Annotated in this window: 18 protein-coding genes; 9 read left to right on the top strand and 9 right to left on the bottom strand. The window is 66.6% G+C overall.

Annotation, left to right across the window (positions count from 1 at the left end; all coding sequences use genetic code 11):
- Positions 1-72: 72 nt before the first annotated feature.
- From edd to LCI23_RS02200, 4 genes are all read left to right on the top strand, one after another.
- Positions 73-1,992, top strand: a complete 1,920-nt coding sequence (gene edd, locus LCI23_RS02215; RefSeq protein WP_224943300.1) for a phosphogluconate dehydratase — start codon at positions 73-75, stop codon at positions 1,990-1,992.
- Positions 1,989-2,612 carry a bifunctional 4-hydroxy-2-oxoglutarate aldolase/2-dehydro-3-deoxy-phosphogluconate aldolase gene (eda, locus tag LCI23_RS02210; RefSeq protein ID WP_224943289.1) on the top strand — a complete coding sequence of 208 codons (624 nt, stop codon included), beginning with the start codon at positions 1,989-1,991 and terminating at the stop codon, positions 2,610-2,612. The genes edd and eda overlap by 4 nt, the downstream gene beginning before the upstream one ends.
- A 13-nt stretch (positions 2,613-2,625) precedes the next feature.
- A complete protein-coding gene (locus tag LCI23_RS02205) occupies positions 2,626-3,183 on the top strand; it encodes a Rhs element Vgr protein (RefSeq protein ID WP_224943286.1) in 558 nt (185 codons plus the stop codon).
- Positions 3,184-3,424: 241 nt separating this feature from the next.
- A complete protein-coding gene (locus LCI23_RS02200; RefSeq protein ID WP_224943283.1) occupies positions 3,425-3,772 on the top strand; it encodes a DUF4870 domain-containing protein in 348 nt (115 codons plus the stop codon).
- A gap of 43 nt (positions 3,773-3,815) precedes the next feature.
- On the opposite strand, the gene LCI23_RS02195 is transcribed toward LCI23_RS02200, so the two are convergent.
- From LCI23_RS02195 to LCI23_RS02170, 6 genes are read right to left on the bottom strand one after another with little or no spacing between them, the layout of a single operon-like run.
- Positions 3,816-4,610, bottom strand: a complete 795-nt coding sequence (locus tag LCI23_RS02195; protein WP_224943280.1) for a hypothetical protein — start codon at positions 4,608-4,610, stop codon at positions 3,816-3,818.
- A 28-nt stretch (positions 4,611-4,638) separates the two neighbouring features.
- The gene (locus LCI23_RS02190; protein WP_224943277.1) at positions 4,639-5,448 is read right to left on the bottom strand and encodes a hypothetical protein; all 810 of its coding nucleotides are present in this window, start codon (positions 5,446-5,448) and stop codon (positions 4,639-4,641) included.
- A complete protein-coding gene (locus LCI23_RS02185) occupies positions 5,445-5,942 on the bottom strand; it encodes a GNAT family N-acetyltransferase (protein ID WP_224943274.1) in 498 nt (165 codons plus the stop codon). The genes LCI23_RS02190 and LCI23_RS02185 overlap by 4 nt, the downstream gene beginning before the upstream one ends.
- Entirely contained in the window at positions 5,935-7,158 is a 1,224-nt protein-coding gene (locus LCI23_RS02180) for an ABC transporter permease (RefSeq protein WP_224943271.1), read from the bottom strand. The genes LCI23_RS02185 and LCI23_RS02180 overlap by 8 nt, the downstream gene beginning before the upstream one ends.
- A complete protein-coding gene (locus tag LCI23_RS02175; RefSeq protein WP_374041136.1) occupies positions 7,155-7,904 on the bottom strand; it encodes an ABC transporter ATP-binding protein in 750 nt (249 codons plus the stop codon). The genes LCI23_RS02180 and LCI23_RS02175 overlap by 4 nt, the downstream gene beginning before the upstream one ends.
- A gap of 8 nt (positions 7,905-7,912) precedes the next feature.
- The gene (locus LCI23_RS02170; protein WP_224943269.1) at positions 7,913-9,151 is read right to left on the bottom strand and encodes an efflux RND transporter periplasmic adaptor subunit; all 1,239 of its coding nucleotides are present in this window, start codon (positions 9,149-9,151) and stop codon (positions 7,913-7,915) included.
- A 165-nt stretch (positions 9,152-9,316) separates the two neighbouring features.
- Between LCI23_RS02170 and rpiA the strand changes: the two genes are divergently transcribed.
- Both rpiA and LCI23_RS02160 read left to right on the top strand, forming a co-directional pair.
- Entirely contained in the window at positions 9,317-9,994 is a 678-nt protein-coding gene (rpiA, locus tag LCI23_RS02165) for a ribose-5-phosphate isomerase RpiA (protein WP_224943267.1), read from the top strand.
- A 14-nt stretch (positions 9,995-10,008) separates the two neighbouring features.
- Positions 10,009-10,377 (top strand): hypothetical protein, encoded by a 369-nt coding sequence (locus LCI23_RS02160; RefSeq protein WP_224943252.1) that lies wholly within the window; start codon positions 10,009-10,011, stop codon positions 10,375-10,377.
- Positions 10,378-10,520: 143 nt separating this feature from the next.
- On the opposite strand, the gene LCI23_RS02155 is transcribed toward LCI23_RS02160, so the two are convergent.
- Both LCI23_RS02155 and argA read right to left on the bottom strand, forming a co-directional pair.
- Complete coding sequence (locus LCI23_RS02155; RefSeq protein ID WP_224943249.1) at positions 10,521-10,796, bottom strand: oxidative damage protection protein; 276 nt, start codon at positions 10,794-10,796, stop codon at positions 10,521-10,523.
- A gap of 58 nt (positions 10,797-10,854) precedes the next feature.
- Complete coding sequence (argA, locus tag LCI23_RS02150; protein ID WP_224943246.1) at positions 10,855-12,168, bottom strand: amino-acid N-acetyltransferase; 1,314 nt, start codon at positions 12,166-12,168, stop codon at positions 10,855-10,857.
- A 55-nt stretch (positions 12,169-12,223) separates the two neighbouring features.
- Between argA and hrpA the strand changes: the two genes are divergently transcribed.
- Positions 12,224-16,378, top strand: a complete 4,155-nt coding sequence (hrpA, locus tag LCI23_RS02145) for an ATP-dependent RNA helicase HrpA (protein ID WP_224943243.1) — start codon at positions 12,224-12,226, stop codon at positions 16,376-16,378.
- Between the two features lie 160 nt (positions 16,379-16,538).
- Here hrpA and LCI23_RS02140 read toward each other — a convergent pair whose 3' ends face one another.
- The gene (locus LCI23_RS02140) at positions 16,539-17,120 is read right to left on the bottom strand and encodes a PRC-barrel domain-containing protein (protein WP_224943240.1); all 582 of its coding nucleotides are present in this window, start codon (positions 17,118-17,120) and stop codon (positions 16,539-16,541) included.
- 217 nt (positions 17,121-17,337) lie between these two features.
- Between LCI23_RS02140 and LCI23_RS02135 the strand changes: the two genes are divergently transcribed.
- Both LCI23_RS02135 and LCI23_RS02130 read left to right on the top strand, forming a co-directional pair.
- Positions 17,338-17,481 (top strand): hypothetical protein, encoded by a 144-nt coding sequence (locus LCI23_RS02135; protein WP_224943237.1) that lies wholly within the window; start codon positions 17,338-17,340, stop codon positions 17,479-17,481.
- 195 nt (positions 17,482-17,676) lie between these two features.
- A complete protein-coding gene (locus tag LCI23_RS02130) occupies positions 17,677-18,291 on the top strand; it encodes a TetR/AcrR family transcriptional regulator (RefSeq protein ID WP_224943234.1) in 615 nt (204 codons plus the stop codon).
- The last annotated feature ends 122 nt before the right edge of the window (positions 18,292-18,413 follow it).

Genomic DNA, 18,413 nt, shown 5'->3' with positions numbered 1-18,413 from the left:
ACCGGCGCCTTGGATGCATCCCTGCCCAATCTGTAGTAAAATTTCAGATACAAAATTCACGAAGGAACGATCATGGCGCTCCACCCCGTAGTCGAACAGGTAACGAACCGGATCATCCAGCGCAGCCGCGCCTCGCGCGCGGCCTATCTCGCGCACCTGGAAGCCGCCCGCGTGCAGGGCGTGCAGCGCGGTTCCCTGTCCTGTACCAACCTGGCCCACGGCTTCGCCGCCTTCCCGGCCAACGACAAGCTCAAGCTGAAGGAATACAAGAAGCCTTCGGTGGCGATCGTCTCGTCGTACAACGACATGCTGTCGGCGCACCAGCCGTTCGAGACCTACCCGCAGCTGATCAAGGACGCCGTGCGCGAAGTCGATGCCGTGGCCCAGTTCGCGGGCGGCGTGCCCGCCATGTGCGACGGCGTCACGCAGGGCCAGCCGGGCATGGAACTGTCGCTGTTCTCGCGCGACACGATCGCGATGGCGACCGCGGTCGCGATGTCGCACAACATGTTCGATGCCGCCCTCTACCTGGGCATCTGCGACAAGATCGTGCCGGGCCTCCTGATTGGCGCGCTGCACTTCGGCCACATCCCGGGCATTTTCGTTCCGGGCGGCCCGATGACCACCGGGATCTCGAACAAGGAAAAGGCGGCCATCCGCCAGCGCTACGCCAAGGGTGAGGCGAGCCGCGAGGAACTGCTCGAAGGCGAATCGAAGTCCTACCACGGCGCCGGCACCTGCACCTTCTACGGCACCGCCAACAGCAACCAGATGCTGATGGAGATGATGGGCCTGCACCTGCCGGGCGCCGCCTTCATCACCCCGGGCACGCCGCTGCGCGACGCGCTCACGCGCGCGGCCTCGCGCCAGGCGGTGCGCATCTCGCAGCAGGGCGGCGAATACATGCCGATCGGCCGCATCGTCGACGAAAAGAGCATCGTCAATGCCATCGTGGCGCTGCACGCGACCGGCGGCTCGACCAACCACACCCTGCACCTGGTGGCGATCGCGCGCGCGGCCGGCATCGTGATCGACTGGAACGACTTCGACGCCTTGTCGAAGGTCGTGCCCTCGCTGACCCGGATCTATCCGAACGGGGAAGCGGATGTGAACCATTTCCAGGCCGCCGGCGGGCCCGGCTTCGTCATCCGCGAACTGCTCGACGCCGGCCTGGCGCACGAGGACGTCAACACCATCCTCGGCCACGGCCTGCGCGCCCATTGCCAGGAACCCTTCCTCGGCGCGGACGGCAAGGTCGTGTGGCGCGACGCGCCTACGACATCGGGCGACGAAGCCGTGCTGCGTCCGGCCGCCAATCCCTTCGCCAACAATGGCGGCATGGTGCTGGTGCAGGGCAACCTGGGGCGCGCGGTGATGAAGATCTCGGCCGTGAAGCCGGAATACCACGTGATCGAAGCGCCGGCCATCACCTTCGACTCGCAGGAAGACTTCATGGAGCGCTACAAGACCGGCGAGCTGGAACGCGACTTCGTGGCCGTGATCCGCTTCCAGGGCCCGCGCGCGAACGGCATGCCGGAACTGCATGCGCTCACCCCGGCGCTGTCGAACCTGCAGGATGCCGGCTACAAGGTGGCGATGGTGACCGACGGCCGCATGTCGGGCGCGTCCGGCAAGGTGCCGGCGGCGATCCACGTCTCGCCCGAGATCCTGGCCGGTGGCCCGCTCGGGCTGGTGCGCGACGGCGACATCATCCGCGTCGACGCCAGCAATGGCACGCTGGAGGCGCTGGTGACCGACTCGGTCTGGGCGGCGCGCCGCATGGCCAGCGCCGACCTGTCGACGAGCCACATCGGCATGGGCCGCGAACTGTTCGCCATGTTCCGCAACCACGCCAGCCCGGCGGAGGAGGGCGCGGCGAGCTTCCCGCTGCCGTCGCCGATCGATACCACGGTGCCGCTGCACGAGGGCGCGCATGTGGAAGAGGGCCAGCCCGGCTCGGACGAAGACTTTCTTTTCAGGACGCAAAAATGACTTTACTTGAGATCATGCGCTCGGCGAGCGTCATCCCCGTCATCGCCATCGACGACCCGGCCCATGCGGTGCCGCTGGCCCGCGCCCTGGTGGCGGGCGGCATCCGGGTGCTGGAGGTGACGCTGCGCACCGAGCATGGCCTGCAGGCGATCCGCGACATGAGCGGCGTCGAAGGCGCCATCGTCGGCGTCGGTACCCTGACCCAGGCGCACGAATTCGTGGCGGCGCGCGATGCGGGCGCCGTGTTCGGCGTGTCGCCCGGCCTGACCCCGGCCATGATCGAGGCCGCGAAAACCAGCGGACTGCCCTTGCTGCCGGGCGTGATGACCCCGTCCGAGGTGATGGCCGCGCGCGAGCACGGCTTCAGGCAACTGAAACTGTTCCCGGCGGTGCCGGCGGGCGGCGTCGGCATGCTCAATGCGATCGCCGGCCCGCTGCCCGACGTTACCTTCTGCCCGACCGGCGGCATCTCGATCGAGAGCGCGCCAAAGTTCCTGGCCTGCAAGAACGTGGCCTGCGTGGGCGGCTCCTGGCTGACGCCGAAGGACCTGATCGCCAACGGCGACTGGGCCGGCATCACCGAGCTGGCCAAGGCCGCCTCCGCGCTGCGCGCCGCCTGAGCGGCACCGTATCATGCTGCGCGCGCGATCCCGTCCTTTGACCGAGGCCGAGATCGCGCTAGCGTCGCAGCTGTTCCGCGACGCCATCGACTACCGGCGCGTGCGCGTCCATGGGCGGCGCTACCTGCCGTTCCAGCCGAAGAACTGCTGCATGACGCCCAACGGCAGCATGTACTTCCACCATTCCTGCTTCCTGCCCGACTATACCCGCGGCGACCCCGGCGCGATTCACTGGTTCATGCACGAGCTGGTGCACGTGTGGCAGCACCAGCTCGGCTATCCGGTGCGTCTGCGTGGCGCGATCCGCTTCGGCCTTCCGTATGCCTATTCCCTGCACGCCGGCGCCCGGCTTGCCGACTACAACATGGAAGCGCAGGGAGACCTGCTGGCCGATTACTTCGTACTGAAATTCCTGCGCAAGCCGGACGCCATGCGCCAGGGACAGCATCGCGGCAGCCTGGCGCTGTACGAAGCCGTGCTCGCCGGTTTCCTGGCCGACCCGTCCGATCCACGCAGCCTGCCCAGCGGCCCGGCCGCCTGGCTGGCCCGCCCGCGCAGGATCGCCGCGTGAATCCTGGGGGGGGGGGCGGCCGTTGCGCTATCGACGGGGATCAAGGCGGTGACCGCCCATCATGCAACACTCTGCTCGCCCGAAACGCAGCGGCGCAGCCAGGAGCCAGAGCGCCCGAAGGGACATCTTTTATTGATAGACATTGCAAAGTATCAATATTATGATGACTTTCAGGAACGCTATCCGGCTGACCATCCCTCACATCCCTACCCATCACCTTGCTGAAAAACGGAGAACAAGAATGCAGAATACGGAAGCGGTCGGCACCTACGCCGGCGACAAGACCCTGGCCATCCTGGTGCACCTGAGCGGTATCTTCTTTGGCTGGGTCGTGCCCCTGGTGCTGTACCTGATCAAGAAGGACGATAGCGACCGCTTCACGGCCGAGAATGCGCGCGAAGCCCTGAACTACCAGATCACGGTGATGTTCCTGTATATCGGCTGCGCCGTGCTGTCCATCGTCCTGATCGGCATCTTCCTGATCTGGGTCGTCATGCTGGCCAACCTGGCACTGTGCATCGTCGCCGCCGTCAAGGCCAGCAATGGCGTGAGCTACCGCTATCCGATGACCCTGCGCCTGGTGAACTGAGTGTCCACGGGCCGGCCCCAGGCGCGTGGGGCTGGCCGCTTTCCTAGATGCCGCTGCCGCTCAGCGTCACGATACTGAGCGGGCCGATGAAGGCGATGCCGGCGGCGCCGTCCCGCGCCACCTGCGCGTCGTACCTCAGCACCTGGCACTTGCCCTCGGCCCGAGTCGCGGCAGCCTGTCCGCCGACCTCGATGCGTCCGCCATCGGCCAGGAAGCAGGCCCTGAGCCCGGTGTAGTCGATGGCGCGCACCTCTTCCAGTCCCCGGTGGTAGAAGGGGATCTTGCGCTGCACCGATCTGACCTGCTCGATCGCCTTGCCGAAATCGGCATACGACAGCTGCTGCGCCGCATCCGTCTTCAGCTTCCATTCGAGCGCGATGCGCCCCTCGCGGGTCGGCGTATTGAACATCAGTGTCGCGTTTTCCTGCGCCGCCTGGCGCAGCTCGGGCAGCACGAAATAGCCGCCGCGCGTGACGGGAATGACCTGGTCCACCGATTCGCCGACAATGGCCACGGCCCAGGTCTTCGGCTGGAACTCGTCGTAGGCCGGGCCCTTGTCGCTGGCAAAATTGACGCGCAGGCGAAGCTCGACCACGCGCTGGCCAAGCGGCATCAGCGACTGCAGGAAGCTCTGGATCTGGAAAAAGCTCTTGTAGGGCAGGTCGCCCGGATTGGTCTTGCGGTGGACCTTGACCGCAGGGATGTCCCGGGCACCCGTTGCCGCTGCCTCCTGGGCCGCTGCCACCCGGGCCGTGGCTCCCGCGCTCGCCAGCGCCAGCGCGGCCGCCAGGACCGGTGCGCACAGGCCGCGGCGCGCGACGGATTGTGTGCTGCTCATCCTTGGTTTCTCCTTTTTCGAGTCCATCTTAGCGAACGGTTTCATGCAGGGTCACCGTGTCGAGCGGCCCGACGAAGGCGATCTTTGCCTGGCCGGTCTTCGCGACCGCGGGATCGAAGCGCAGCACGCTGCAGGCGCCGACACTGGTGGCCGGCGCCGGCTGGCCGTCGATCTCGATGCGGCCACCACCTGGGTGAAAACAGGCTTTCAGGCCGTCGAAGCGGGCAAGGCGCTCGTCGCGCAGGCTGATCCGGTACAGCGGGATGTTCTTCTGGACGAACGCGACCTCGTCGAAGGCTTTCGCGAAGTCGGCATAGGCCAGCGTCTGTCCCGGGGCAACCCGGAACTTCCAGGCGACCTGCATGTAGTCCTTGCGGGTCTGCGCATTGAACATGATGGTCGCCCCTTCGCTCGCCGCCTGCGGCAGCTCGGGCAGCAGGAAGTAGCCGCCGCGCTCGACCGCTACCGGATGGTCGAGCGTATCGCCGACGATGGCCACCGCCCAGGTATCCGGCAGGTAGGCATCGCGTTCGGCTTCGCCCAGCCCGGTGAACGACAGCCGCAGCCGCAGGTCGAGCACGCGCGGTTCGGGTGGCAGGTAGGATTGCAGGCGCCGGATGGATTGCAGGAAGCCGGCGTAGGGCAGGTCTCCCGGATTCCTGACCCGGTTGATCGTGACCGGCGCCAGTTCCGGGAGCGCGTCCTTGCCGGCGTCCGGTCCGGTTCCACCCGCTTCCACGCCGCCCGGCAGGCAGGCGGCAAGCGCGGCAAGCACGGCCGGCAGGGCGGGGCGGATGCGGGGGCGCCTGACGCGCGACATGGCGAGAGGCCCGTTCATGCGCTCAAGCCGGCGCGGGGGGATGTGGCCGCGCCGGCGGACTGCCCATGCCGGTCGAGCCGGTATGCGATCTCGCGCCCGTCCCCGGCGATCCTGGTCCACCCCTGGGCCGCGTAGAAGCCGTCGGCCCGGGTTCCGGGCCCGGTGCCCAGCGTGATGCGTTCGTGGCCCAGATCGAACAGCCACGCGACCGCCAGCGCCAGCAAGGCTTTTCCCAGGCCACGCCCTTCGTAAGGCGGGCTGACGAACAGCGCCCAGATCGAGGCCTGCGCGCGGTCGGCATAGCAGAAGGCGGCAAGCACGCCGTCGACCTCGGCCACCCAGCCGCGGCCCGCCCTGTCGAGATAGTCCTCGTACATCTGCGGGGTCACCCGCGCCGGATCGGACAACACGTTCTCGCGCACCGCCAGCCGGATGGCCGACATTGCCGGGATGTCGGCGCTGCGGGCCCGGCGCAGGCATACGCGTCCGTCCATGGCAGGGGCCTTACTCATAGCGCAGGCAGTCCACCGGCAGCAAACGCGAGGCGCGGCGCGCCGGATAGAAGCCGAAGAACACGCCCACCGCGCTGGCGAAGCCGCAGGCCACCAGCACGCCCTGGAAAGTGAGGTAGACCTCGAACTTGCCGGTGGCGGTGATCGCCGCCGCCCCGGCCATCGCGATCGCCACGCCCAGCAGGCCGCCGGCCACGCAGATCACCACCGACTCGGCCAGAAACTGCAGCAGCACCGCGCCCGGCCGCGCGCCGATTGCCATCCGGATCCCGATTTCCCGGGTGCGCTCGGTGACCGACACCAGCATGATGTTCATGATGCCGATGCCGCCCACCAGCAGCGAGATCGCGCCGATCAGGCCGAGCAGCAGGGCGACGCCGGCGCTGATGGTGTTGGCCGTCTCCGCGAACGAGGCCATGTTCTGCACCTTGAAGTCGTCCGGGCTCTCGGGGCGGATGCGGTGGCGCGCGCGCAGGGTTTCCTTGACGTCTTCCTCGGCCTCCTTGAGCGACATGTCGGGCCGTCCCTGGGCCGCGATGTAGTGCACGTTCTGCGGGAAGGGCATCTTGATCAGGTTGGCGCTGGCGGCCGTGATCGGCACCAGCACCAGTTCCGCGATGTCGGAGCCGTCGATCTGCTTGCCTTCGCCGGCGAGCACGCCGATCACCTGGAAGGCGACGTTCTCGATGCGGATGTACTGCCCGAGCGGGTCGGCCTTGTAGAAGAACTGGTCCGCCACCTTCTGGCCGATCACCACCATGCGGCTCGAGGCGCGCACGTCGGCTTCGCTGAACAGGTTGCCCTGGTCGAGCTTCCAGTTGCGGATCTTGAACATGGCCGGGGTCACCCCGTGCACCTGGCTGTTCAGGCTTTCGTTGCCCGCGCTGAGCTTGAAGCCGCCCTGCAGCGCCGGCGCCGCGCCGGTCAGGCTGGGCAGTTCGTTGAGGGCGGCCGCATCGTGGATCGAGAGCGAGGGCACGGCGCCGGCGCGTGCGCGCTGGGCGCTGGTGCGGTCACCGCCGGGGAACACGTACAGCATGTTGGTGCCCAGCTGCTGCAGCTCCTTGCCGATGAAGCGCTGCATGCTGTCGCCGATGGCTAGCAGCAGCACCACCGAGGCGATACCGATCACGATGCCGAGCATGGTGAGCGCCGTGCGCAGGCGGTTGGCCGCCATCGAGCGGAAGGATTCGATCAATACCTGGAGGAAGTTCATGCCGGTACCTCCATGTGGCTTGCATTGTGCTGGCGCAGTCCTTCCGCCGACGGGCCGTCGTACAGCACCCGGCCATCCTTCAGGCGCACCAGGCGGCGGCTGTAGGCGGCGACGTCGGCTTCGTGGGTGACGAGCACGATGGTGATGCCGCGTTCCCGGTTCAGATCACGGAAGCTGTGCATGATGTCGTCGCTGGTCTGCGTATCGAGGTTGCCGGTCGGTTCGTCCGCCAGCAGCAGCGGCGGATCGGTGGCCAGCGCGCGGGCGATCGCCACGCGCTGCTGCTGGCCGCCGGACAGCTGGCTCGGGGTACGCCTGGCCAGCCCGCCCAGTCCCACGCGTTCCAGCTCCTGCAACGCGCGCGCGTGCGCCTTGCCGCGGCTGGCGCCGCCGTAGATCAGCGGTAGCGCCACGTTCTCGGCCACGCTCATGCGCTTGATGAGATTAAAACTCTGGAACACGAAGCCAATCGTGCGGTTGCGGATGTCGGCCAGCTGGGCGCGCGACAGCGACAGCGTATCGACGCCATCGAGCAGGTAGCTGCCGCCGGTGGCCTGGTCGAGGCAGCCGAGGATGTTCATCAGGGTCGACTTGCCCGAGCCCGACTGGCCCATGATGGAGACGAAGTCGCCGCGCGTCACCTGCAGGTCGATCCCGTGCAGCACGCGGGTCTCGACGCTGCCGCTGACATAGGTCTTGGTAACGCCGCGAATATCGATCAGCTGAGCGATCGTGGAAGAAGTCACGGCCGCGCTCACATGTCGTCTTTCGGCTGGGCCAGCGTGCGCGTGACGACCTGGTCGCCCACTTTCAGGCCGCCAGCCACCACTTCGGTATAGCGGAAGTTCGACAGGCCGACGCGGATGTCGACGGGCTGCGGCTGGTTTCTCGCATCGAGGCGATACACCTTGTACTGGCGCGCGGTTTCGCTGGCGCTGCGAAAGGCCAGGTCGTCATCCTGGGCCGGGGCGGCCGGCTTTTGCGCCACCTGCCGCACTGTTCCATCCTTGTTGCCGTTCTTCGCCGCTTCCTGTTCCCGCTTGCGCAGTTTTTCCTGTTCCTCTTCCGGCAGCTGGAAGCGCAGCGCCGTGGTCGGGATGCGCATCACGTTCGGGCGGTTGGCCACGACCAGGCGCACCTGGGCCGTCATGCCGGGTTTCAGCATCTCGTCGCTGTTGTCGACGTCGAGCACGACGTTGTAGGTGACGACGTTCTGCACCACGTTGGCGGCCAGGCGGAACTGGCGCATGGTGGCGTGGAATTCGCGGTCCGGATAGGCGTCGACCACGAAGCGCGCCGGCAGGCCGTCCTTCAGGGCGCCGACGTCGGCTTCCGAGACGCTGGTGTCGATCTGCATCTTGGTGAGGTCGCGCGCGATCTGGAACAGGTTCGGCGTGTTGAACGAAGCCGCCACGGTCTGGCCCAGGTCGATGGTGCGCTTGATGACCACGCCGTCGATCGGCGAGCGGATCACGCTGTTGTTCAGGTCCGCCCTGGCGCGATCGAGCTGGGCCTGGGCCAGCTGCACGTTGGCGCGCGCCACGTCCATCTCGCGCCGCGCCTGGTCGACCACGGTGCCGGAGACGAAGCGCTGCGCCATCAGCTGCTGGTTGCGCTGGTAGTTGGCCTCGGCCAGGCGCAGGTTGGCCAGGGCGGAAGCCTTGCTGGCTTCGAACTGGCGGATCTGGGCGTTGAAGATGGTCGGGTCGAGCTTGAGCAGCACCTGGCCCTTGGTCACGCGGTCGTTGAAGTCGGCGTTCAGCTCGACCACGGTGCCGGATACCTGCGAGCCGACGTTCACCAGCGCCACCGGGTTGATGGTGCCGGTGGCGGTGACGGTCTGGTTGATGGCGCCCATGTCGACTTGCGCGGTGCGGTATTTCGACGGCGGTACTTTCGGTTCGCCCCTGGGCATGAACCATGCGGCGGCCGCGCCGCCCACCACCAGTATCGCGGCGGCGATCGCCACCCGCTTCTTCGTCCAGCGTTTCATTGTGTTCTCTATATGCCTGCGAAAACATGCAGTGTGCTGCACGGATATCTGCTTGGCAATGCATTTTGCATCGACTGGCGCCGGGCTGCGACGAAGCGTCGTTTTTGCGGATTGAACGGTGCGATCCGCTAAAATGGCGGCTTCCTTTCTCTTACTGACAGTATCATGACCCAGGACGAACTCAAGCAAGCCGTGGCGCGCGCCGCGATCGATTACGTGGTGGACGGCGAAATCATCGGCGTCGGCACCGGCTCCACGGCCAACTTCTTCATCGACGAACTGGCCAGGATCAAGGACCGCATCAAGGGCACCGTGGCCTCGTCGGAAGCGACGGCGAGCCGCCTGCGCGGCCACGGCATTCCGGTATTCGACCTGAACGACGTCACCTCGATGGCGGTCTACATCGACGGCGCCGACGAGATCACCGCCAGCGGCGCGATGATCAAGGGCGGCGGCGCGGCCCTGACCCGCGAGAAGATCGTGGCCTCGGTGGCGCAGAAGTTCGTCTGCATCGCCGACGGTTCGAAACTGGTCGAGACACTGGGCAAGTTCCCGCTGCCGGTGGAAGTGATCCCGATGGCGCGCGCCTCGGTGATGCGCCAGCTGGCGCTGCTTGGCGGCCAGCCGCGCCTGCGCACCAAGCCAGGTTCGGATGACGCCTTCATCACCGACAATGGCGGCGAGATCATCGACGTGGTCGGCCTGTCGATTACCGATCCGGTGGCGCTGGAAGAGCGGATCAACCAGATCGTGGGCGTGATCGCGGTCGGCCTGTTCGCCAGGGCGGGCGCGAATGTGTGCCTGCTGGGCACGTCCGAGGGCGTCAAGACCCTGACGTTCTGAGCGGAGAAACGCACATGAAGCACGCGCTGGCGCCCTTGACCGTTCTTGTCGCTGTCCTTGTCGCCCTGCTGCTGGCCGGCTGCACGCTGTCCAGGAGCGCGCCGGCGCCGCAGCCCGCACCGGTGGCGCTTGCCAAGCCGGCGGCGCCCGGCCTGGTCGATCCGGACGGCGCGCCGATCGAGCGCGTGCCCTTCAGGCTGGGCGTGTCCTCGGCCACGGTCGAGAAGCTGGCGAAGCAGCAGGGCTGCACGAGCGGGCAGGGCGCGGGGCTGGTGACGGCGGCGGGGCCGGTGGAGGTGTACCGGATGCGCTGCGAAGAAGGGGCGATGCGGGGGAAGGTGTTCATGGCGCGCTGTGAATTGCGCCAGTGCGTGAAGATGTAGTTTGCTGGCGCTGGGCGTAGGGTGGGCAGATTTTCTGCCCACGTGGTGATGGCCGACGATGAATGCACCGCACAGGCTGTTCTTGCCTGGCTTGAACGCGTGGGTGGGAAACCCGCCCACCCTACAACAGCGTCAGAGCAGACTCAGGCCGCCGGCGGCACGTAACCCTGGGCCTGGTCGGCCGCGCCGTCACCGAAGAAATGACGTTCCATCTGCGCGGCCAGGTACTTGCGCGCGCGGTCGTCCGCCAGGTTCAGGCGGTTTTCGTTGATCAGCATGGTCTGGTGCTTCAGCCATGCCTGCCAGGCCTCCTTCGAGACCGACAGGTACAGCTTCTTGCCCATTTCGCCTGGGACCGGCGGGAAGTCCAGCCCTTCGGCTTCCTTCTTCAGTTTGATGCATTGGACGGTGCGGGCCATGGCGTACTCCTGTATCTGTATGAAAGCGGTGAAAGCGGTGAAAGCGGTGAAACCGGCATTATAAGGTCTTGATGAAAACCTGTGACCGGCGCTGCCAGTTGTACATGTGCTGGCGGTCCTTGGGCAGGTCGTCCACCGTGGCCGGCACGAAGCCGCGCTTCTTGAACCAGTGCGCCGTGCGGGTGGTCAGCACGAACAGCTTGGTGAGACCGGCGGCGCGGGCGCGGTTCTCGATGTGCTTCAGGATGCGTTCGCCGTCGCCCTGGGTCTGGGCGTCCGGGCTCACCGTCAGGCAGGCCATCTCGCCCATCTTCGCTTCCGGGAAGGGGTAGAGCGCGGCGCAGCCGAAGATCACGCCGTCGTGGTCGATCACCGAGAACTGGTCGATCTCGCGTTCGATCAGTTCGCGGCCACGGTAGACCAGGGTGCCGTCGGCTTCCAGCGGCTCGATCAGCTTGATAATTCCGCCGACGTCCTCAATTGTGGCCTGGCGCAGGCTTTCCAGGTTCTCGTGGCTGATCATGGTGCCGACGCCATCGTGGGTAAACAGCTCGAGCAGGGCCGAACCGTCCATCTCGAAGGGCACGATGTGGGCGCGGTCCACGCCGCTGTTGCAGGCCTTGATGGCGTGCCGCAGGTAGAACGCGGCGTCCGGCGGCAGGAAGCCCGCCTGCAGCACGGCTTCGGCCTGGTGCGAGGACAATTCGCGGATCTCGGTACCGGCCACGTCGCTCATCATGCCGGTCTCGGTAATGAAGATCAGCTTGTCGGCGTGCAGGGCGATCGCGGCCGATGCGGCCACGTCTTCCATGGTGAGGTTGAAGATCTCGCCGGTGGGCGAGAAGCCCAGCGGCGACAGCAGCACCAGGCTGTCCTCGGTCTGCAGGATCGGCTGAATCTTGTCGGCCGCGATCTTGCGGGTCATGCCGGTGAGCTCGAAGTCGACGCCATCGATCACGCCGAGCGGGCGGGCGACGACGAAGTTGCCCGACACGATGCTGATCTGGGCGTGCGACATCGGGGTGTTCGGCAGGCCCTGGCTGAAGGCGGCTTCGATATCGAGACGCAATTCGCCGGCGGCTTCCTTCGCGCACTCGAGGGCGGCGGTATCGGTGATGCGGATGCCGTTGTGGAAGCGGCCCTCGACGTTACGCAGGGCCAGCTGCTCGGCCACCTGGGGGCGCGAGCCGTGCACCAGCACCAGGCGGATGCCCAGGCCGAGCAGCAGGGACAGGTCCTGGGCCAGCACCGGCAGGGCGCCGGAGGCGACCAGTTCGCCCGGGAAGGCAACGACGAAAGTCTTGCCGCCAAAGGTGTGAATATATGGCGCGACAGAGCGCAGCCACTGGACGAATTGGGTAGGGTTTTCCATTTGCCGCATTATAATTCGCTGCGCGACGTGCGCACCAAATACCTTGTAAAAATCAATGTCTGAACAGAGTAACAAGCCTGCGCCGCAGCAGGCGCGCACCGCATCCGACCAGCCTTCCGCCAGGGAGCCACGCAGGCGGCAGCCCGCGGGTGAATTGCGCGCGCCTACGACGCGGACGCGCGATGGCGAACTGCAGACGAAGAAGGAAGGCGGACCGCGCCGCGCGCAGCCGCAGCCGCAGCCGCAGCGTGAACGGGGAGCGCACAAGGAACGCAGCGAGCGTCCCGCGCGCGACGAGGCGCGCACGCCGCCCGCCAGGAATCCGCTCCCGCCGATCACCTTCCCCGAAGACCTGCCGGTGTCCAGCCGCCGTGGCGAGATCGCGAGGGCGATCCAGGAAAACCAGGTGGTCATCGTCTCGGGCGAAACCGGTTCCGGCAAGACCACCCAGCTGCCGAAGATCTGCCTGGAACTCGGCCGCGGCGCGCAAGGCCTGATCGGTCACACCCAGCCGCGCCGGATCGCCGCCTCCAGCACCGCCAAGCGCATCGCGCAGGAACTCGGTTCGCCATTGGGCGAGCACGTGGGCTTCAAGGTGCGCTTCAACGACACGCTCTCGAAAGGCGCCTCGGTCAAGCTGATGACCGACGGTATCCTGCTGGCCGAGACGCAGACCGATCCGTGGCTAGCAGCCTACGACACCATCATCATCGACGAGGCGCACGAGCGCAGCCTGAACATCGACTTCCTGCTCGGCTACCTGAAGGGGCTGCTGCCGCGCCGTCCGGACCTGAAGATCATCATCACCTCGGCCACCATCGATGCCGAGCGCTTCGCGCGCCATTTCGGCACGCTTGACAAGCCCGCGCCCGTCATCGAGGTCTCGGGCCGCCTGTACAAGGTGGAAGTGCGCTACCGTCCGGTGGACCGCGACCCGGTCGCGGCCACCAATGCCAAGCCCGGCGAACCCTTGCCGAAAGCGCAGGCAGCGCGCGACAAGCGCGACCTGATGGACGCGGTGGTCGACGCCGTCGATGAGCTGTGCCGCATCGGCCCGGGCGACGTGCTGGTGTTCCTGCCGGGCGAACGCGAGATCCGCGACTGCGCCGAAGCGCTGCGCAAGCACCATCCGCCGCACGTCGAGATCCTGCCCCTGTTCGCGCGCCTGTCGGTGGAAGAACAGGACCGCGTGTTCAAGACCACCAATGCGCGCCGCATCGTGCTGGCCACCAACGTGGCCGAGACGTCCTTGACCGTGCCGGGCATCCGCTACGTGGTCGACACGGGTCTTGCGCGCGTAAAACGCTACAGCTTCCGCAACAAGGTCGAGCAGCTGCAGATCGAGCCGGTGGCGCAGTCTTCGGCCAACCAGCGCGCCGGCCGTTGCGGCCGCGTGGCCGACGGCGTCTGCATCCGCCTCTACGAGGAAGACGATTTCAACAAGCGTCCGAAGTTCGCGGACCCCGAGATCCTGCGCTCCTCGCTGGCCTCGGTCATCCTGCGCATGAAATCGCTGCACCTGACCGACGTCGAGACCTTCCCCTTCATCGAGCCGCCCCAGGGCCGCGCGATCGCGGACGGCTACCAGCTGCTGCAGGAAGTCGGCGCGGTCGACGACAGCAACGCGCTGACCGCGCTTGGTAAAAAACTGGCCAAGCTGCCGCTCGACCCGCGCGTGGGCCGCATGATCCTGGCGGCGGTGGACAACGACTGCCTGAGCGAGATGCTGATCGTGGCCTCGGCGCTGTCGACGCAGGACCCGCGCGACCGCCCGATCGAGTACCAGCAGCAGGCCGACGAAAAGCACAAGAAATTCGCCGACGAGAAGTCCGAGTTCCTCAGCTACCTGAAGATCTGGGCCTGGTTCGAGGATGCGATCCAGCACAAGAAATCGAACCGCCAGCTGCAGGAGAACTGCCGCGCCAACTTCCTGTCGCAGCTGCGCCTGCGCGAGTGGCGCGACGTGCATTCGCAGCTGCTGACCGTGGCGCGCGAACAGGGCTGGCGCCTCAATAGCGCAGCGGCCACCTACGACCAGCTGCACATGGCCCTGCTCACCGGCCTGCTGGGCAACATCGGCTTCAAGGCCGAGGACGAGCCGGTGTTCCTGGGCGCACGCGGCATCAAGTTCCACATCTGGCCGGGGTCGTATCTGGCCAAGAAGCCGGGACGCTGGGTGATGGCGGCCGAGCTGGTCGAAACCACGCGCCTGTATGCCCGCACCATCGCGCAGATCCAGCCGGAGTGGGTGGAGAAGATCGGCGCGCACCTGTTGAAGAAGTCCTGGGGCGAGCCGCGCTGGGAAAAGCGCCAGGCGCAGGTGACGGCGCTCGAGCGCGCGACCCTGTACGGCATCGTCGTGTACAGCAACCGCCGCATCAACTACAGCCAGCACAACCCGGTGGAAGCGCGGGAGATCTTCATCCGTGACGCCCTGGTGGCGGGCGACTACGAGACGCGCGCGCCCTTCTATGCGCACAACCACAAGCTGGTGCGCGAGATCGAAAACCTCGAGCACAAGTCGCGCCGCCTGGATGTGCTGGTGGACGAGCAGCTGATCGCCGCCTTCTACGACAAGGAAATCCCGCACACGGTGGTGAACGGCGCCGGCTTCGAGAAGTGGTACAAGGACGCGGCGCGCGACAACCCGAAGCTCCTGTACCTGAACCGCGAAGAGCTGATGCGCCACGAGGCGGCCGGCGTCACCACCGAGCTGTTCCCGAAGACGATGAACGTCACCGGCATCGAGATGGGCCTGAGTTACCATTTCGAGCCGGGCAGCGCGCGCGACGGCGTGACACTCAGCGTGCCGCTGTTCGCCCTGAACCAGATTCCCCAGGAGCGCGCCGGCTGGCTGGTGCCGGGCATGCTGAAGGAGAAGGTGCACCTGCTGCTGAAATCGCTGCCGCAGAAGCTGCGCCGCCACTGCGTGCCGCTGCCGGAATACGCCGCCAACTTCTTCGAGCGCCACCAGGACCCGCTGCGTTTCGCCAGGGGCGACCTGATCGACGCGCTGATCGCCGACATCCACATGCACACCAGCGCGCGGGTGCTCACCACCGACTTCAAGCTGGAGACCCTGCCCGCGCACCTGTTCATGAATTTCAAGGTGATCGACGAGCACGGGCGCCAGCTCGACATGGGCCGCAACCTGGCGACCCTGCAGGCCGAGCTGGGCGGGCAGGCGCGCCAGAGCTTCCAGAAGATGGCGGAAACGACGCCGGCCGCGCCGGCAAAGCTGCAGGCCGCGGCCCCGGCCTCGACCTCGCTGGCGACGAAAGGAAAGGGCAATGCGGCAGGCACGAAGCCGGCTGGCCAGGCATCGGGCGCCGCGCCGGCCGCGGCTGCGCCGGGCGCGATCCAGCACACGGGCCTGACCGGCTGGAGCTTCGGCGAGCTGCCGGAACTGCTGGAGATCACCCAGGGCAAGCTGACCCTGATCGGCTTCCCGGCGCTGGTGGACAAGGGAGCGCACTGCGACCTGGAAGTGTTCGACGACCCGAACGTGGCGGCGCGCACCCACCGCATCGGCCTGCGCCGCCTGTTCGCGCTGCAGCTGAAGGACCAGCTCAAGTTCGCCGAGAAGAACATCCCCGGCCTGCAAGGGATGGGCATGCAGTTCATGAGCGTGGGCACGCAGGAAGACCTGCGCGACCAGATCATCGCCAAGGCGATCGACATCGCCTGCCTGCAGGACCCGCTGCCGGTCAACGCCGGGGAGTTCAACCAGCGCAAGGACGCGGGCAAGGGCCGCATCGGTCTCCTGATCAACGAGATCGCGCGCCTGGCCGGGTCCATCCTGGCCGAGTTCCACGGCATGCCGAAGCGCATCCAGAGCCTGCCGCCGGCGGTCCAGCAGGACATTCAGGCGCAGCTGCAGGGCCTGATCCACAAGCGCTTCATCGCCGACAACGAGTACAGCCAGCTGGCGCACTTCCCGCGCTACCTGAAGGCGATCAACGTGCGCATCGAAAAGCTGCGCGGGAACCCCGCGCGCGATGCGCAGCTGATGGCGGAGTGGCAGGGCGCGGCCAGCCAGTTCCAGCGCACGCTGAAAAACGGGGCCGGCAAGAACAACGATCCGCGCATGACGGAGTTCCGCTGGATGCTGGAAGAATTGCGGGTGTCGCTGTTCGCGCAGGAGCTGAGGACGCCCATGCCGGTGTCGGCCAAGCGCCTGCAGAAGGTATGGGAATCGATGATCCGCTGACGCGGTCTTCGTTGCGTGGGCAAGTTCCTTGCCCACGCATCAACCGGGCCTGCCTTCACGCGGCGTCATTAATGAAGGCAAAAAAGCGTCCATCATTCACGTTTTCGTGGAGATTCACCCGTGCGTTGACCGCGTGGGCGGGAAACCCACCCACCCTACGTCAGCCGATATTGCTGCCGCGGATCCTGCTGAGGTCCTTGTCGTCCCCATCATGCCCCGGACGCGGATCGGGGCTGGCGCCTACCCCATACGAATCTCCATGCAGGCTGCCCACGCGCGGTCCCGGCCCGCCCATGCCGGCCGTCCCGCCCGGTCCCGGGCCCATGCTCGGCGCCCCAGCGCGCTGCGGATCGGTGCCGTAGAAGCCGTGCACGCTGCTGGCCCAGCCCACGTCGCCCATGTCGGGCCAGGCATCCTTGTCGAAGCCGGGTGCCTGTTTCAGCCGCTCCTTGTCGATGTTCAGCACCATGCGCTTGTTGGCGGTATCGAGGTGCAGCGCCTGCCAGGGCACGGCGAACAGCTTCTCGCCGATGCCGAGGAACCCCCCGAAAGCCAGCACCGCATAGGCCACCTGGCCCGTCTGCATGTCCAGCATGATTTCCTTGATGTCTCCCAGATCTTCTTCGTGGGCGTTGACGACACTGTCGCCGATCAGCGTCTCGGCGCCCATCAGTGCCGGTCCGGGGCCGGTGCCGCGCGTGTTCCTGTACATGCCATACCTGTCACGGTCTGCGTAGCTCATCGTCCACCTCCTTCGTGTTCGTTCGTACCGCTGAGACTCGTCTGCAAGGAATGCCTACCCGGCGCGGGTAGAAACCGTCTTTGCCCTCCCATCATATGGCGTAAAAACGACAGGGCGCGCGCGGCAGACGGCCTGCCTGCACGCAATGCGAGCTAGCGCACAGAGTGCTACTTGCAAGGTGGTTATTGTGCCAAGTAATGTTTCGGAGAGATAAGAGATGACTGTCAATTCGCGCTGCAACTACACCGGCCTGTTCAGCAAACGTATCCCGACCCGTTCGATGTCGGCCGTGCTCGCATCCGGCATCGCTAACGCTTTCGCTACCACTTTCGCCCGCCTGAGCTGGTTCGGCCGCCGCTGAACCGGGGCGCAGCGCGCGGGCTGGCCCCGGCCCGCGCGCAGTCTCAGGGTCCGGGACCTGGCCCGGTTCCCTTCATTGGATCCCTCCCGCGCCGCCAGCGCCTCCCGCCGCTTGCCTTGCGCACGCCTCGCGGCCCATGCCTGGGCCATCCTGTAAAGCGCTTGTATTTTCGCACATGTGTGCTAAAGTTCGTCCATGAACAGCACCGCAAAGAGCGAAGCCACCTACGCCACGATCCTCGCGGCGGCCTACGACATGGCGGCCGCCGAAGGCATCGGCAAGGTATCGCTGGGCGAGCTGGCCAAGCGCACCGGCATCAGTAAAAGCGGGATTTTTTCGCGCGTCGGTTCGCTCGAGGCGCTGCAGTCGGCCGTGCTGGACGAATACGACCGCCGCTTCGGGGAAGAAGTGTTCCTGCCTTCGATGGCGGTGCCGAAAGGCTTGCCCCGGCTGGCGCTGCAGGTCGACCTGTGGCTGCGCAAGATCGGCAACGAGACGGCGCGCGGCGGCTGCCTGTACACGGCCGGCGCCTTCGAGTTCGACGACGTGCCCGGCCCGCTGCGCGACCGCATCGAGGCCGGCGTGACCCGCTGGCGCGGCTCGCTGCGCAAGACCGTGCTGCAGGCGATGGAAGCCGGCCACCTGCGGCCCGACACCGAGCCCGAACAGCTGGTGTTCGAGGTCTACAGCCTGGCCATCGGGGTGATGCACGATGCCCGCTTCCTGCACGAGGACGCGGTGCCGCGCCGGGCGCAGCGGGCGTTCAAGCGCCTGATTTCGACCTACAAGCGTTTCAACGACCTGGAGTAGGACGTTGGCGGAGCGGGGCGGACATGCCCGTCCCTTTTTTTCGATAAATTTCGCACAGGTGTGCGAAATAAGCTGTGCGCAAGGAGTCGATCATGTCTGCGTTCTGGTTGCTGGTGGTACCC

This window comes from Massilia sp. MS-15 (assembly GCF_020176695.1).
GTDB classification, from domain to species: domain Bacteria; phylum Pseudomonadota; class Gammaproteobacteria; order Burkholderiales; family Burkholderiaceae_D; genus Telluria; species Telluria hydrophila.
This window is presented reverse-complemented; position numbering and strand designations above follow the sequence as displayed.